This window comes from Martelella limonii (assembly GCF_013344475.1).
GTDB classification, from domain to species: Bacteria; Pseudomonadota; Alphaproteobacteria; order Rhizobiales; family Rhizobiaceae; genus Martelella; species Martelella limonii.
In genome coordinates this window covers 53,455-67,786 of the sequence record NZ_JABUOU010000001.1, presented here as the reverse complement: position 1 = coordinate 67,786, position 14,332 = coordinate 53,455, and the positions used below count along the sequence as shown (strand labels likewise).

At 61.3% G+C, this 14,332-nt stretch carries 14 protein-coding genes; 1 reads left to right on the top strand and 13 read right to left on the bottom strand.

Annotation, left to right across the window (positions count from 1 at the left end; all coding sequences use genetic code 11):
• Positions 1-604: 604 nt before the first annotated feature.
• The 12 genes from HPQ62_RS00320 to ybgF form a co-directional block, all read right to left on the bottom strand.
• Positions 605-1,126: a TetR/AcrR family transcriptional regulator gene (locus HPQ62_RS00320; protein ID WP_342343656.1), complete on the bottom strand. Its 522-nt coding sequence runs from the start codon at positions 1,124-1,126 to the stop codon at positions 605-607.
• A 38-nt stretch (positions 1,127-1,164) separates the two neighbouring features.
• Positions 1,165-1,701 carry a dihydrofolate reductase family protein gene (locus HPQ62_RS00315; protein WP_174800524.1) on the bottom strand — a complete coding sequence of 179 codons (537 nt, stop codon included), beginning with the start codon at positions 1,699-1,701 and terminating at the stop codon, positions 1,165-1,167.
• Positions 1,702-2,066: 365 nt separating this feature from the next.
• Positions 2,067-2,819: an EAL domain-containing protein gene (locus HPQ62_RS00310; RefSeq protein WP_174800523.1), complete on the bottom strand. Its 753-nt coding sequence runs from the start codon at positions 2,817-2,819 to the stop codon at positions 2,067-2,069.
• An 83-nt stretch (positions 2,820-2,902) separates the two neighbouring features.
• A complete protein-coding gene (locus HPQ62_RS00305; protein WP_174800522.1) occupies positions 2,903-3,493 on the bottom strand; it encodes a hypothetical protein in 591 nt (196 codons plus the stop codon).
• Between the two features lie 132 nt (positions 3,494-3,625).
• Positions 3,626-5,221 carry a phosphoglycerate dehydrogenase gene (serA, locus tag HPQ62_RS00300; RefSeq protein WP_174800521.1) on the bottom strand — a complete coding sequence of 532 codons (1,596 nt, stop codon included), beginning with the start codon at positions 5,219-5,221 and terminating at the stop codon, positions 3,626-3,628.
• 91 nt (positions 5,222-5,312) lie between these two features.
• Positions 5,313-5,759, bottom strand: a complete 447-nt coding sequence (gene alaE, locus HPQ62_RS00295) for an L-alanine exporter AlaE (RefSeq protein WP_174800520.1) — start codon at positions 5,757-5,759, stop codon at positions 5,313-5,315.
• A 23-nt stretch (positions 5,760-5,782) separates the two neighbouring features.
• Positions 5,783-6,961 (bottom strand): phosphoserine transaminase, encoded by a 1,179-nt coding sequence (locus HPQ62_RS00290; RefSeq protein ID WP_174800519.1) that lies wholly within the window; start codon positions 6,959-6,961, stop codon positions 5,783-5,785.
• 200 nt (positions 6,962-7,161) lie between these two features.
• Positions 7,162-7,611, bottom strand: a complete 450-nt coding sequence (locus HPQ62_RS00285) for a hypothetical protein (RefSeq protein WP_174800518.1) — start codon at positions 7,609-7,611, stop codon at positions 7,162-7,164.
• A 131-nt stretch (positions 7,612-7,742) separates the two neighbouring features.
• Positions 7,743-9,101, bottom strand: coding sequence for a phosphoglucosamine mutase (gene glmM, locus HPQ62_RS00280; protein WP_174800517.1), 1,359 nt, complete (start codon positions 9,099-9,101; stop codon positions 7,743-7,745).
• A gap of 226 nt (positions 9,102-9,327) precedes the next feature.
• Positions 9,328-11,271, bottom strand: coding sequence for an ATP-dependent zinc metalloprotease FtsH (gene ftsH, locus HPQ62_RS00275; RefSeq protein WP_174800516.1), 1,944 nt, complete (start codon positions 11,269-11,271; stop codon positions 9,328-9,330).
• Between the two features lie 100 nt (positions 11,272-11,371).
• Complete coding sequence (gene tilS / locus HPQ62_RS00270) at positions 11,372-12,709, bottom strand: tRNA lysidine(34) synthetase TilS (protein WP_174800515.1); 1,338 nt, start codon at positions 12,707-12,709, stop codon at positions 11,372-11,374.
• The gene (gene ybgF, locus HPQ62_RS00265) at positions 12,703-13,512 is read right to left on the bottom strand and encodes a tol-pal system protein YbgF (RefSeq protein WP_174800514.1); all 810 of its coding nucleotides are present in this window, start codon (positions 13,510-13,512) and stop codon (positions 12,703-12,705) included. Before ybgF ends, tilS begins: the two co-directional genes overlap by 7 nt.
• 60 nt (positions 13,513-13,572) lie before the next feature.
• Here ybgF and HPQ62_RS00260 point away from each other — a divergent pair, with 60 nt between their 5' ends.
• Complete coding sequence (locus HPQ62_RS00260; protein ID WP_174800513.1) at positions 13,573-13,776, top strand: hypothetical protein; 204 nt, start codon at positions 13,573-13,575, stop codon at positions 13,774-13,776.
• On the opposite strand, the gene pal is transcribed toward HPQ62_RS00260, so the two are convergent.
• On the bottom strand, positions 13,748-14,302 hold the full coding sequence (gene pal / locus HPQ62_RS00255; RefSeq protein ID WP_174800512.1) for a peptidoglycan-associated lipoprotein Pal: 555 nt from the start codon (positions 14,300-14,302) through the stop codon (positions 13,748-13,750). The genes HPQ62_RS00260 and pal overlap by 29 nt on opposite strands.
• Positions 14,303-14,332: the final 30 nt, after the last annotated feature.

Below are 14,332 nucleotides of genomic sequence, written 5' to 3'. Positions count from 1 at the left end.
CCACTCGGATAAAGACATGAAAAGAGGCCGCCGTTTGAAAGAACGGCGGCCTCAGTCTTTTTGCAAAGCCACGGTTCCCCGGCCAGCGCAAAACGCGTTGCCGCGTCTCTCGTTGCGCGGGAAGGCCGATATCACCCATCCGTGAAGGCTACCCCTGCGACACATCGACCTCGTGATTTTCACACCCAAGACCACCTGATCCGAGCCTCGCAGTCGCCCGGACGGAGTACCAGGATCTTGCGCGAAAGACGGAAGCGCGATCGAAGCAAGGACAAAGCACGGCTATTCGGGCCGGCTGGCAGTGCCATCGGCCCCTCCATCGCTGCGCCCTGTTCGTGGTGGCGCAGCGGAAGTTGTGGGCGCACCTTCTGGCCGCGCCCTCCCTTGAAGGGCCTCACGGCGCAAAGGCTGAAGTTGATACGGGCCTCTCGCCGCGGCGACACTCCATCCTCATTGCCTTAGGCTGTATCACATCCGGATGTATGAACACGCTCAGTGCCTGCAACGAAGTTTCGAACACCCCCTTCCCCGCCGCGCTTCTCCGGGCATCCTCATCTGGTAGCGCGGCCAAGGTGCGCGTCCGGCTTTCGCTCCCGATGTGTCCCTAGCGGGTCAGGCTCGTAGACAGTTCCTGCAGGGCCATGGAGAACCCCTGATCTTCGAGAGGTTCACTGCCGCTGCCGCGACCATTCATCGCCGTCGCCAAGGCAGCGCCATGTGTGAAATCCACGAGTATGTCGCGCCACAGTTGCGCCCTGCGACCTGACAAGCCGGCTTCGGCCAAAAGAGCAGAGATCTCGTTGGTGATCCGTTCCGCCTGCTGTGGGAACACGCCCGGCCGCCTGAATATCAGCAAGGTGAGCCCCGGGTGACGGAGAACCTGCGCATGGTAGGCCTCCAGCAGACCGCGTATGCAATCGATCGGCGTGCCACCTTCCGGGGCAGCTACCTGCGCATAGGCCACTTCCGACATCGCGGCAATCAGGCCATCGCGCCCTCCGAAGTGATGATGGATCGTCATCGGGTTGACACTGAGGCGCTCCGCCAGCGCCCTCATGGTAAAGGCGTCGGCGCCCTTGCGATCCAGAAGATCGAGACCGGCACCAAGCATCTCCTCGCGCGACACGGAAGCTTCTGTGAGGGGCGGCCGCCCGCGGGGCCGCTTCATGCTTCGACCCGGTAACGGGACTGGACAAGCCCGGAGGGAAAGCTCCTGGTCTCCTCATGGCGTAGAGAAATATCTGCTGCGACACTGCCGAACAAGCGGCGGCCTTCACCAAGGAGCACCGGCACGATCGTGATCACGAGGTCGGAGATCAAACCGGCCCGCAGGAAAGACTGAATGAGACGTCCGCCATCAACATAGACCTTCCGGTGTCCCTCGATTTCCAGCATACGCATCGCCTCTTCGGGCGCACTGTCGACAAGCCGAATCTCGTCGACCAGATCGTCCGGCAAATCGGCCTGGGACATGGACGAGGACAGGACGACGACGGGGAGGGTGAAGGGCCAGGGCCTTACAGTTCGGATTGTCTCGAATGTACCGCGGCCCATCAGAATGACATCGATATCCGCAATGAAGGCGTCGTAGCCATGATCTTCATCGGGATCATCGCGCTCCAGAAGCCAGGCAATATCGCCGTCGCTGCGAGCGATAAAACCATCCAGACTGGTAGCGATGAAAACATGTCCCGCGATCATTTCGGACCCCTAATTATACATTGTATAATTAATAGCCGCTTGCCATTTCGTGTCAAGACCGACACTCCACTGGAATGTTGCCCAAGAGCGGGAATTCGCTGCGACTGCGGCTGCGGGTCAGCGAAAGCAAAAAGGTCGAAGAGACCGCGTGCTCGTTCTGAACGGTTTGCGGACAACCGCAAGGCTGTAGGTATGACGACCTCACCTCAAGAGGTCATGCCCGGGTTAGAATCAACCACCCATACTGGGCGGGGGCCTTTGCTGCCTGGGGGAGAATAAGCCGATCGCACCTGCCCGGGTTCTCGGCTCGAGGATGACACCGAACAGACAGCCAGCTCAGCGAGCTGACGTCGCCGTTCCGGCTGTCAAGCGCGAAACGCGATCTGGTCGCGCGTCCTGAGCGCCTCGAAGGCCGGACGGCAGAGGTAGTAGCCTTGCATCAGGCGTGCGCCGAGCTGCCTAAGCGTCTCCACTTCGGCTTCGGTCTCCACCCCTTCGCAAAGGATCTTGATATCGAGTTCCTTGCCGAGCGCAAATACGTGCTTGACGATCGCATGACGCACCGGGTCCGCGTCTATCCCGCGGATCAAGGTCATGTCGAGCTTCAGGATCCCGGGCGGCATGTCGGCAAGAAGCGAGAGGCCGGCATAGCCGGAGCCGAAATCATCCAGCGCAGTCTCGAAACCGAGCGCGCGATAGAGCGTCAGGATTTCGGCCAGCTTGGCCTTGTCGGTCTGCTCGGTCTCGGTGAATTCGAAGATCAGGCGCTCGGGCGGGACTGCGCATCGCCGCCCGGTCTCGAGCGTGAGCTTGATACAGGCACGCGGCTCGTAGATTGCGCGCGGCATGAAGTTGATCGACAGCTTCGCATCGCCATCCATGAGACCGAGCGACGCCGCAAGCTCGATCGCCTTGACCCGACAGCGCTGGTCGAAGGCGTAGAGATTGTCGTCGGTAAGCCGGGCGAAAATACTGCCTGCGCCCTCACCATTCACGCCGCGCACCAGCGCCTCGTAGGCAAAAATCGAGCAATCGACGACGTCCACGATGGGTTGGAACGCAATGGAGAATTCAAAGGGCAGAGCATCGGCATTCCGGCAACCGGTGCATCCAGTCATCAAGTTTCACTTTCAAAATTCGACCGCCCGCTCCACGCCGGGCGAGGCGCGCCGGGCATCCGGCGCCCTTCAGAGACATACAACTAGTTCACCGAACATGACTTGCAATGGCTGAGGAGCCTGTCGATCGTGGTTTTCTTTTTGTCGAGCGGATAGGGCACGCGCACACTGGTGCTGAGACCAAGCGGATCGCCCTTCCTGCGCTCCGTGCCCAGGTATTGATCGTCGGGCAAGGGCCGGCAGCTCCAGTTACCGCCGCGCTGCTTCGTCACCGGATTATAGCTGTTGAGCCCGTATTGGTAGCAGATCAGATAGGGCTGCGGCTGGACGGTGGTGACCACTTTGTTGGCAACGACCACGGGTTCCACAGCTTTGGAGGTCGACGTCTCGACCTTCCAGCGCCCCTTCACGATCACCCGGTTGCCGGGGTACCAGAGATAGGACATGCCGTCAGGGGCGTTGTATTCAACCTGGGTGCCGTGCCACGGGTCAAAGGTGTTGCGGGTATATCCGCTGTAATAGGCCCGCGCCGACGCCAGCGAATTCACCGACGTGTTCGCCATGTTCAACGACGCGACGTAATCCGCCTTCGTCTTCGCAGGCGCACCCTCTTTGCTCACCGTGTCACAGGAAGCGAGCGCCAGAAGCGCCGCGATAATGATCAAGGACCGCATGTTCCCTCCCCTTGCTGTCTTCCACCCAGACCAGCATATCCGGAGAGAATAGGCAACCAGGGTGCAGACATGCGAAAGGCCCGGCCTCCTTTGGGAGAAGCCGGGCCTCGATGTCATTCTCGCAAGCGCCGATCAGTCGACGGCGAATTCCAGCGGCTTTGCCTGCTTGATCGCGGGATTGGCCAGAAGCTTGTCCAGCACGGCCTGCTTCGGCGCTTCGTCGACATAGAGCAGCGCGATCGCATCGCCGCCCTGGTTGTCACGGCCGAGCTGGAAGTTGGCGATGTTTACGCCGGCATCGCCAAGCGTCGAGCCCATGAAGCCGATCATGCCGGGCACGTCCGTGTTGGAGATGTAGATCATGTGGCGACCGACATCGGCATCCATGTTGATGCCCTTGATCTGGATGAAGCGCGGCTTGCCATCCGAGAACACCGTGCCGGCAACGGAACGGGTCTGCTTTTCGGTGGTGACGGTCAGCTTGATGTAGCCGTCGTAAACGCCCGACTTGTCGCGCTTTGCTTCCTGCAGGATGATGCCCTTGTCCTTCACCATCACCGGTGCGGAGACCATGTTGACGTCGGCGACCAGCGGACGCAGCAGACCCGCCAGCAGCGCGCTCGTCAGCGCCGTGGTGTTCATCTCGGCAAAATTGCCGTCATAGAGCACTTCGATCTGCTTGATCGGGCTTTCGGTCACCTGGCCGGCGAAACCGCCGAGCACTTCGGCAAGCTTGATCACCGGCTTCAGCCGCGGGGCTTCGTCGGCGCTGATCGAGGGCATGTTGATCGCGTTGGAAACAGCGCCCTTGAGCAGGTAATCCGACATCTGGTCGGCAACCTGAAGGGCCACGTTTTCCTGCGCTTCCGAGGTCGAGGCGCCAAGATGCGGCGTGCAGACCACGTTTTCAAGGCCAAAGAGCGGGCTCTCGGTGGCGGGCTCGGTCTCGAACACGTCGAAGCCGGCGCCTGCGACATGGCCGGACTTGATGGCTTCGGCAAGCGCTGCCTCATCCACCAGACCGCCGCGGGCGCAGTTGATGATGCGCACGCCCTTCTTGGTCTTGGCAAGCGCTTCGGCGTTCAGGATGCCGCGGGTCTTGTCGGTCATCGGCACGTGCAGCGTGATGAAGTCGGCCTTGGCGAGCAGCTCGTCGAGCTCGACCTTGGTGACGCCCATCTTCTCGGCCTTTTCCTGCGACAGGAAGGGGTCGAAGGCGATGACGTTCATCTTCAGGCCAAGCGCGCGGTTGCAGACGATGGAGCCGATATTGCCGGCGCCGATGACGCCGAGCGTCTTGCCGGTGATTTCGACGCCCATGAATTTCGACTTCTCCCACTTGCCGGCCTGGGTCGAGGCATCGGCGGCGGGGATCTGGCGGGCGACGGCCAGCATCAGCGAGATCGCGTGCTCGGCGGTGGTGATCGAGTTGCCGAAGGGCGTGTTCATGACGATGATGCCGCGGCGCGAGGCTGCCTGGATATCGACATTGTCGACGCCGATGCCGGCGCGGCCGATGACCTTGAGATTGGTCGCCGCTTCGATCAGCTTTTCGGTCGCCTTGGTGGCCGAGCGGATCGCCAGACCATCGTAATTGCCGATGATTTCGGCGAGCTTTTCCTTGTCCTTGCCGAGCTTCGGCTGGAAATCGACATCGATGCCGCGATCCTTGAAGATCTGGACGGCGGCTTCCGACAGCGCGTCGGATACGAGTACGCGAGGTGCCATGATGGCCTCCTGTTGGTTTGTGCCGGCCATGAGCGCGGCGAATGATATTTTTGAACGGGTCCGGGCCGTCTCGCGCCCCGGTAAAATTCTGTCAGCCGCCAAGCGACATCGGCTTCTGCCCCCTGTCAGTGAGGCCGAAAAGGCTGCGCACGAACTCAAGGAACATGCCATAGGGCCTGCCAAGCACGAGCATCAGAACCGCAAAGCCGGCAGCTCCCCTGACGATGCCGGAGCCAGATGCGCCGCCTACCGCAATGATCGCGATGTAGATCGGCACCTGGAAGGCGATCAGCGAGAGGCAGTCGGTCGCAAATTCGCCGGCGCGGGTCTTCGGCTGAACCTTGCCGAAGAGAAAATCACGCCAGAGCCCGTAAGGCCTTGCCGTCAGCACCATCAGCACCGCGCCGACCGAACGGGCAACAAGCACATCGCTCCATGCCATGCCGGCAATAAAGCGCTCATTGAGCCCGCTGGCGATCGTAAAGAAGATCACCAGCGCCGTCGTATCTGCGATGAAGCTCAGGATGCGGGGCGACATTGGCCTGCCTCCGTTTCAGCGTCTCATGCTGCGTTGGCGGAAAGCTTTGCCTTTTCAGCCCGGAAAGCCCAGTCGAGCCAGCCCATCAGTGCTTCCATGTCGGCGGTTTCGACCGTGGAACCTGCCCAGATGCGCAGACCGGACGGCGCGTCGCGGTAAGCGCCGATGTCATAGGCGACGCCTTCCTTGTCGAGCGCGGTGACGATCGCCTTGGCGAAGGCTGCCTGACCTGCATCATCGAGCGCCAGCACGGCGGGATCGACGATCTTGAGGCAGACGGACGTGTTGGAGCGCGTCTCAGCCACTTCGGCGAGGTTCTCGATCCAGTCGTTGTTCTCGACGAAATCGAAGATCACCTTGGCATTGGCATCGGCGCGGCCGATCAGGCCTTCGAGGCCGCCAACGGTCTTCGCCCATTTCAGCGCATCGAGATAATCCTCGACGCAGAGCATGGACGGGGTGTTGATGGTTTCGCCGACGAAGATGCCCTCGATCAGCTTGCCGCCCTTGGTCATGCGGAAGATCTTCGGCATCGGCCATTCCGGCGTGTAGCTTTCGAGACGTTCCACAGCGCGCGGGGAAAGGATCAGAATGCCATGACCGCCCTCGCCGCCCAGAACCTTCTGCCAGGAGAAGGTGACGACGTCGAGCTTGTTGAAATCGACGTCCTGCGCGAAGACAGCCGAGGTGGCGTCGCAGATCGTCAGGCCCTTGCGGTCATAGGGGATGAAATCGGCATTGGGGACGCGAACGCCCGAGGTGGTGCCGTTCCAGGTGAAGACCACGTCATTGTCGAAATTGACAGTGGAAAGGTCGGGAAGCTGGCCGTAAGGCGCCTCGATCTTGCGGGCATCCTTGAGCTTGAGCTGCTTGATGACATCAGTCACCCAGCCCGAGCCGAAACTTTCCCAGGCGAGCATGTCGACGCCGCGTTCGCCAAGCAGCGACCAGAGCGCCATCTCGACAGCGCCGGTATCGGACGCCGGCACGATGCCAATGCGGTAATCGCCGGGAACGCCGAGGATTTCGCGGGTCAGGTCGATCGCTTCCTTGAGCTTCGCCTTGCCAACTTTTGCGCGGTGGGACCGGCCGAGCGGCGCATCATTGAGCGCTTCGGGCGTCCAGCCAGGACGCTTCGCACAGGGACCGGAAGAAAAACGGGGATTTTGCGGACGGGTGTCCGGCTTGGTCAGTTCTGTCATATCTCTACCCTTTCAGATAGTAGCCTCTCGTTGGGGAGAGGTGGCCCGCTTCGGCGTATATTCGAGACGCAGGCATTAGGCAAGAGAAAAGACAACGAAATGATGACGACACTTGTCCGATCAAGCCAGGCAGGCTTGAGATCCTCTGCGCGGGACAGCGTCGATACTCGGGCGCGAAACCAGCGTGCAGCTTCAGGCGGTCAGAGACCGAGCCGGCGCCGGACCCAGACATAGCCGCCCTTCACCGCATTGACAGGAGCGACAGCGACGGCGCGGACCTGATCCCGCTCCGGCAGGATCGAGGCTGCTTTTTCAAGGGTGGCATTCGTCATGATCATCAGCCTGTTCCCCTGCCGCGGCGTCGCTTCATTACCGGCAGGTTGCGGCTCTTCCGCAAGTTTTGCCTGAAACTCGGGTATCCCCGTCACGGTGATACCGCCCATCGCGGCTTCCACCGGTTCGTCCTGCGACCGGCAAACCCCGACAACGCTTGCATATTCTGAATATTTGTAATGATTGAGGTCGGCTTCCAGCGCGTCGTCACACAAGGCGATGGTCTGGTAGGTATCGGGCGAGGTATCGATGTACTGACAACGGGTCAGGCCATCATCGCAACCGAGGATGGTCACCACAATCAAGGCTGCAGACATGTTTTCCCTTCCGGCCTTCCGAAACTATCGCCATCTCATGGTGCACAGGAATATGGCCAGAATCGCGCTGCAAGGCAGTTCCAGCCGGAAAAGCGACAATGAGGCGCGTCAGGTTCGCGTGTGGGAAGCGCTCAGGCGGCGTTGCGCACGTTCGCGATCACGTCGATCAGGCCTCCGACGACGCGCTCGACCTGCGACGGGTCGTCGCCTTCGGCCATGACCCGGATCAGCGGTTCGGTGCCCGAGGGACGAATCACCAGACGGCCCCTGCCCTTCAGCTCCGCTTCGGCGTCGGCGATCGCCTGCTTGACGTTGCTGTCCTCGAGCGGAACGGCGCCTACGGTGATGCGGACATTGCGCAGAAGCTGCGGCACGGGTTCAAACTTGCGGCAGACCTCGCTGACCGGCTTGCCGGCGCGCTTGACGGCTGCAAGCACCTGCAGCGCCGCCACCAGACCGTCGCCTGTGGTACCGAAATCGGATAGCACAATATGGCCGGACTGCTCGCCGCCGACATTGTAGCCGTGCTTGCGCATGTGCTCGACCACATAGCGGTCTCCAACCTTGGTGCGCACAAGATCGAGATTCATGCCGTTCAGGTGCCGCTCAAGGCCGAGATTGGACATCACGGTTGCGACGACGCCGCCACCCTTCAGCTCATTCTCTTCGACCATGACGCCGGCGATGACAGCCATCAGCTGATCGCCATCGATGATGTTGCCCTGCTCGTCGACGATGATCACGCGGTCGGCATCGCCATCGAGCGCAATGCCGATATCGGCGCGCACTTCGTGGACTTTCTCCTGAAGCGTCTTCGGATAGGTCGACCCGCATTCCTTGTTGATGTTGAGACCATCGGGCGTCGTGCCGATCGTCACCACGTCAGCACCAAGCTCCCACAGCGCGGTAGGCGCTGCCTTGTAGGCTGCGCCATTGGCGCAATCGACGACCACGCGAAGGCCGTTGAGCGTGACGTCGCGGGGCAGCGTGCGCTTGACGAATTCGATATAGCGGTAGATGTCGCCGTCAACGCGATTGGCGCGGCCGATCTCGTGCGGAGCCGCCAGCTGGGCATGGAAATTGTCACGGTCGAGAAGCGCTTCGATGCGCGCCTCGATTTCGTCGGACATCTTGTATCCATCCGGGCCGAAGAGCTTGATGCCATTGTCGGCATAGGGGTTGTGCGATGCCGAAATCATGACGCCGACATCGGCGCGCAGCGAGCGGGTCAGCATGGCAACGGCAGGCGTCGGGATCGGGCCGAGGAGATAGACATTGAGGCCAGCCGCCGTGAAACCCGCAACAAGTGCGTTCTCCAGCATATAGCCCGACAGACGCGTATCCTTGCCGATCACGACCCGGTGCGTGCGATCGTCGCGCCGGAAGATGGTGCCCACCGCAATACCCACCCGCATCGCCAGATCAGGCGTCATCGGGAAGACATTCGAAAGCCCGCGAATGCCGTCGGTACCAAAATATTTGCGTGTCATGACAATCCTCTTCGGCGCCGCATCTTTTGCGCGTCGCCCTGAAACTTGAAACTGTGCTGCAGGGTCCTCTTCGCAGATATTGGACCCAGGCGCACTTAAATTTAGGTCACCACCGCTAACATGGCGTTACCAGCTTATTTTAGAGGCAATGCATGCAAAACGCGGGCAAGCGCGCATGGTTTCTGCACAAGAAAAAACCGCCGGTCGAAGCCGGCGGTCTTTCTGATCAGCTATTGGGCTGGGGCTCGAAGCCATCGCCCTTTTCGTCTGCGGGCTTCGGCGTATCCTTCTTCGGCCCCATGGACGGAACGGCAGACCCGCGTGAGGGCGGCGTATCGTCTCCCAGATCGCGGGCAGGCTTTTCGCCGCGCAGGATCGCCTTGATCTCGTCGCCCGAAAGCGTCTCGTATTCAAGGAGCCCCTCGGCAAGCTGCACGAAACCATCATGGTTGTCATTGAGGATACGCGTTGCCTCGACATAGGCCTCGTCGATCAGACGGCGGACTTCGCTGTCGATCTTCCGGGCTGTCGCCTCGGACACGTTCTTGGACTGCGACACCGAATGGCCGAGGAAGACTTCCTGCTGGTTCTCGCCATAGGCAACCTGGCCGAGCTCATCGGAGAAGCCCCACTGCGTCACCATCGCCCGGGCAAGCTTGGTCGCCTGCTCGATATCCGAAGACGCGCCCGAGGTGATGTTGTCCTTGCCGAAGGTCAGTTCCTCGGCAACGCGACCGCCCATCATGATGGCGAGACGCGAGATCATCCACTTGTAGCTCATGGAATAGCGGTCGCCTTCCGGCAACTGCATCACCATGCCAAGTGCACGCCCGCGCGGAATAATCGTCGCCTTGTGGACCGGATCGGCCACCGGCACCTTCATCGCCACGATGGCGTGACCGGCCTCGTGATAGGCGGTAAGCTTCTTCTCGGCTTCCGTCATCGCTGTGGAGCGCCGCTCGGCGCCCATCATGATCTTGTCCTTGGCGTCCTCGAACTCGGCCATGGTGACGAGGCGCTTGTTGCGCCGCGCCGCCATAAGGGCGGCCTCGTTGACGAGGTTCATCAGGTCCGCACCGGAGAAGCCGGGCGTACCGCGGGCGACAATCTTGAGATCGACATTCGGCGCCAGCGGCGTATTGCGCGCATGCACCTTGAGGATACGTTCGCGGCCGACAATATCCGGATTGGGCACGACGACCTGACGGTCGAAACGGCCGGGACGCAGCAATGCGGGGTCAAGCACGTCGGGCCGGTTGGTCGCGGCAATCAGGATGATGCCTTCATTGGCCTCGAAACCGTCCATTTCCACCAGAAGCTGGTTCAGCGTCTGCTCGCGTTCGTCATTGCCACCGCCGAGACCGGCGCCGCGATGACGGCCCACCGCATCGATTTCATCGATGAAGATGATGCAGGGCGCATTCTTCTTGGCCTGCTCGAACATGTCGCGCACGCGCGACGCACCGACACCGACGAACATTTCCACGAAGTCGGAACCGGAGATGGTGAAGAACGGAACATTCGCCTCACCCGCAACAGACCGGGCGAGAAGCGTCTTGCCGGTACCGGGCGGGCCGACCAGCAGCACACCGCGCGGAATGCGGCCGCCGAGGCGCTGGAACTTCTGCGGATCGCGCAGGAATTCGACGATTTCCTCGAGATCCTGCTTGGCCTCATCGACGCCGGCGACGTCGTCAAACGTCACACGGCCATGGGCCTCGGTCAGAAGCTTCGCCTTCGACTTGCCAAACCCCATCGCGCCGCGCGACCCACCCTGCATCTGGCGCATGAAGAACAGCCAGACACCGAGGATCAGAAGCATCGGAAGAAGCGTTCCGACATAACTCAAAATGCCGCCGGAACCGTCACTTACGGGCTTGGCGTCAACCTTTACATTGGCATCTTCAAGCTTGGTCAGCAGGGAATCATCGATAACCGGCGCATAGGTGTGAAAGGTCGTGACAGCGCCACCGGTATAGCTACCGGTGATCGTGTTGCCGGTAATGGTCACTTCCTTGACCTTTCCCGCGTCAACATCGCTGACGAATTGCGAATAGGCCACCTGGGTCGCACCATTATGCGAAGGCGTCGACTGGAACATGCTGAAAAGCGCGACCAGCAGCAACGCGATTATGGCCCACAGCGCAATATTGCGTAGGTTTGGGTTCATCAAACTCCCCGAAATCATCTGTCCGGCACGGAGGGTGCCGCTGAGTATGGCCTAACATAGGGTTCGCGCCATGTCTTGCCAAGACAAGCGCTTCCCAAGTTTAATATTCTGTCAGGAAATATGAGGGTTCCGGATAGCACTTCGCGCCGAAAGCGGCCGCAAGCCGGTTGGCCAGCACCAGATCGAACCCAGGCAGATAGCGCCGGTAGGGCGAAAGCACACGGCCTGTCACGATCCGCCCGGCTTCCCGCTCGATCGAAGGCGCGGTGGCAACGGCCACCCTTGCGAGCCGTCGCGGCAGCGCTTGGAACTCAGCATGGTCACACCCGCAAGCGTTGCCGGCTTCAATGGTAACCGTTCTATCGGAGCGGTTTTCAACCTCGAACCGGCCGTCGAACACGTCAGAGGCGCCAGGTGGAATGTCGAGCGCTGAAACGCCGCGCCGTTCCCGCAGGATGAAGAGCCGGTTGCGGCTCACCTCGAAAAGGCACCGCCCGGCCGTCATCCGCGCGCCATGACCGGCCGAGCGAAGACGGAGCATATCATCGAGGGCCGCCTGTCCCGGCCCATGGGTCTCGCCGCCGATGATGGCGACAAGCGCATTCAGAAGCGCGCGCGCGCCCTCGCCACCTTGGGCGTCCAGCGCATCGAGATCAAGTTCGGCAACGGTTTGCCCGTGAATACGGCCGAAGGCCTGAAACAATGCGGCGGCGGCGGCGGCGCGGCGTGCCCGTTCGCTGCCCGCGGCATGCGCAGCACTGCCGGGACCGCTTACCGCGCCATCAAGGGCGCGGCGGATGCGCACGCGCTCATAGCGCACATTGTCGTTGGAAGGATCATCGATCCAGCCGATACCCCTTGCAGAAAGTGCACCGCGGATCGCCTGCCGAGAAACGCCGAGCAAGGGCCGGGCAAGCCAGACGCGCCCGAACAGAAGCGTCTGCGCTGCCATGCCGGAGATCGCCGGATGGCTGCTGCGCGCCTTGCGCATTTCAAACGTCTCGGCCTGATCGTCAAGCGTGTGGCCAACCGAAATCACATCAGCGCCGACCGCGACAGCGTGTCTGGAGAGAAGATCGTATCGCGCGTCGCGCGCTGCGGCCATGAGGCCGGTCGACGGCTTGGCGCCGCGCCAGACGAGCGTTTCATGGCAGATCCCGCGATCGGCACAAAACCGGGCAACGAAGGCCGCCTCGCCTGCCGATTGGGCGCGCAGACCGTGGTCCACGGTCGCGGCCGAAAGTCTGATATCGCTGCGGTGAGCGCGATGTCTGGCCTCGCTCAGCAGCACCAGGAGACCGAGCGAATCGCTGCCGCCGGATACCGCGACGAGCACATGGCAATCGGCCTTCAGCCGGTTGACGAAAGCGGCAGCCGCTTCAACGGCCCGGCCATCGCTGAAAGAATAGTCTGGATTGGCTGACACCGCGGTCAGCATGCATTCGCCTTCAGCTCGGCCTTCGCCTTGGAAAGCACGGCCTGCGCGGCATCGGGATAGCGCACCGGCACTTCGGTAAAGGTTGCGCAGGCGGCATCCTTGTTGTCCATTCCGGCAAGCGACTGACCAAGCTTGAGCAGCATTTCCGGCGCCTTGGCAGAATCGCCATAGGCCTTGTAGGCGCTCAGGAAGGTCTTGGCCGCCTCGTTGTATTTCTGCTGCGCGAGCATCGATTCGCCGAGCCAGAAGCTGGCATCGGGAAGAAGCGGGCTGTTGGGATAGCTCAGCACGAACTCTCCGAAGGCGTCTTCCGCCTGCTGGTAATCTCCCGACAGAACGAGATCATAGGCCCGCTTGTAGAAATCGGCGTCATCGCCGCCGCCTTCGGCAGCCTCCGGCAGATCGGCAGGTACATCGGCACTTGCCGATGCCTCCGGCATCGCCGGCGGCTCCGTGATAGTTGCCGTCGCCTCGCTGCCGCTGGCGCTGGCATCGCCGGAAGGCGGCGTAGCCATGCCGCTTTCCAGTTCCTGCATGCGGAATTCCATGTCTTCCTGCATCTTGCGGATCTTCTCTTCCATCTGCAGCATCTGGAAGCCGAGGTCCTCGACCTGACCGGTCAGCCCGCGCACCTGTTCTTCAAGCTGCATGATCCTGACCGAGGGATCGGTGGCCTGGACCCGCACGATCTGACCGTCATTCGATGCAGGCTTGCCGAATGTCTGCAAGCCCACGGCATTTGCCTGGGCGCCCGCGGCCAGCATTGCTGAACCGGCAAGTAGCCCCAAAATCGCTTTCTTCATCTTCATGTCCCAAATCGTTATCGCTGAAGCATTGTCGCTGGCATCAACTGACATCCGCGCATGAGCGCCATCAAAAGAGATAAAGCCGATCCGCAGTTTGGTGAAGCCGCTCGCCTGCTGCAACCTTCGCACACTCTCTTTCTGGCCATATTTAGATCAAAACGCAATTTCGTACACGCCGGGCATAAAAAAACCGGCTCGAAAGCCGGTTTCTTCAGTTCGATGCGGAAAGCGCTCAGCTTCCGGCGCCGGTCAGCACGGTGACCGTGCGGCGGTTCTGCGACCAGCAGGAAATGTTGTCGCAGACGGCGACCGGGCGTTCCTTGCCGTAGGAAATCGTCGACAGGCGGTTTGCCGGGATGCCGCGCGAAACCAGGTAATTCTTGGTGGCCGTGGCGCGGCGTGCGCCGAGCGCCAGGTTGTATTCGCGAGTGCCGCGTTCGTCGGCATGGCCTTCGATGCGGATCGCGTAGTTCGGATAGCGCTGAAGCCACTGGGCCTGCTTGTTGAGCGTCTGCGCCGCGATCGGCGTCACCGAAGCCGAATCGGTTTCGAAATACACGGTGTCACCGACATTGAGATCGAAGTCCTGAACGCTGCCCGGCGAAGCAATGCCGGAAGACGAACCGGCGCCGACGCCACCCGCGCCGCCTGCCATGCCATTGCCCGGCAGATTATTCTTGTCCTTGGCGCAGCCAGCAAGCGCCATGACCGTGCAAAGTGCGACGATCACGGGCGTGACCTTGAACTTCCTCATATTGCCTTCAACCCCGAACGTGGCTCGGCTCATTACCGCTCTCCTTAAGAAGCGTTAGAAATC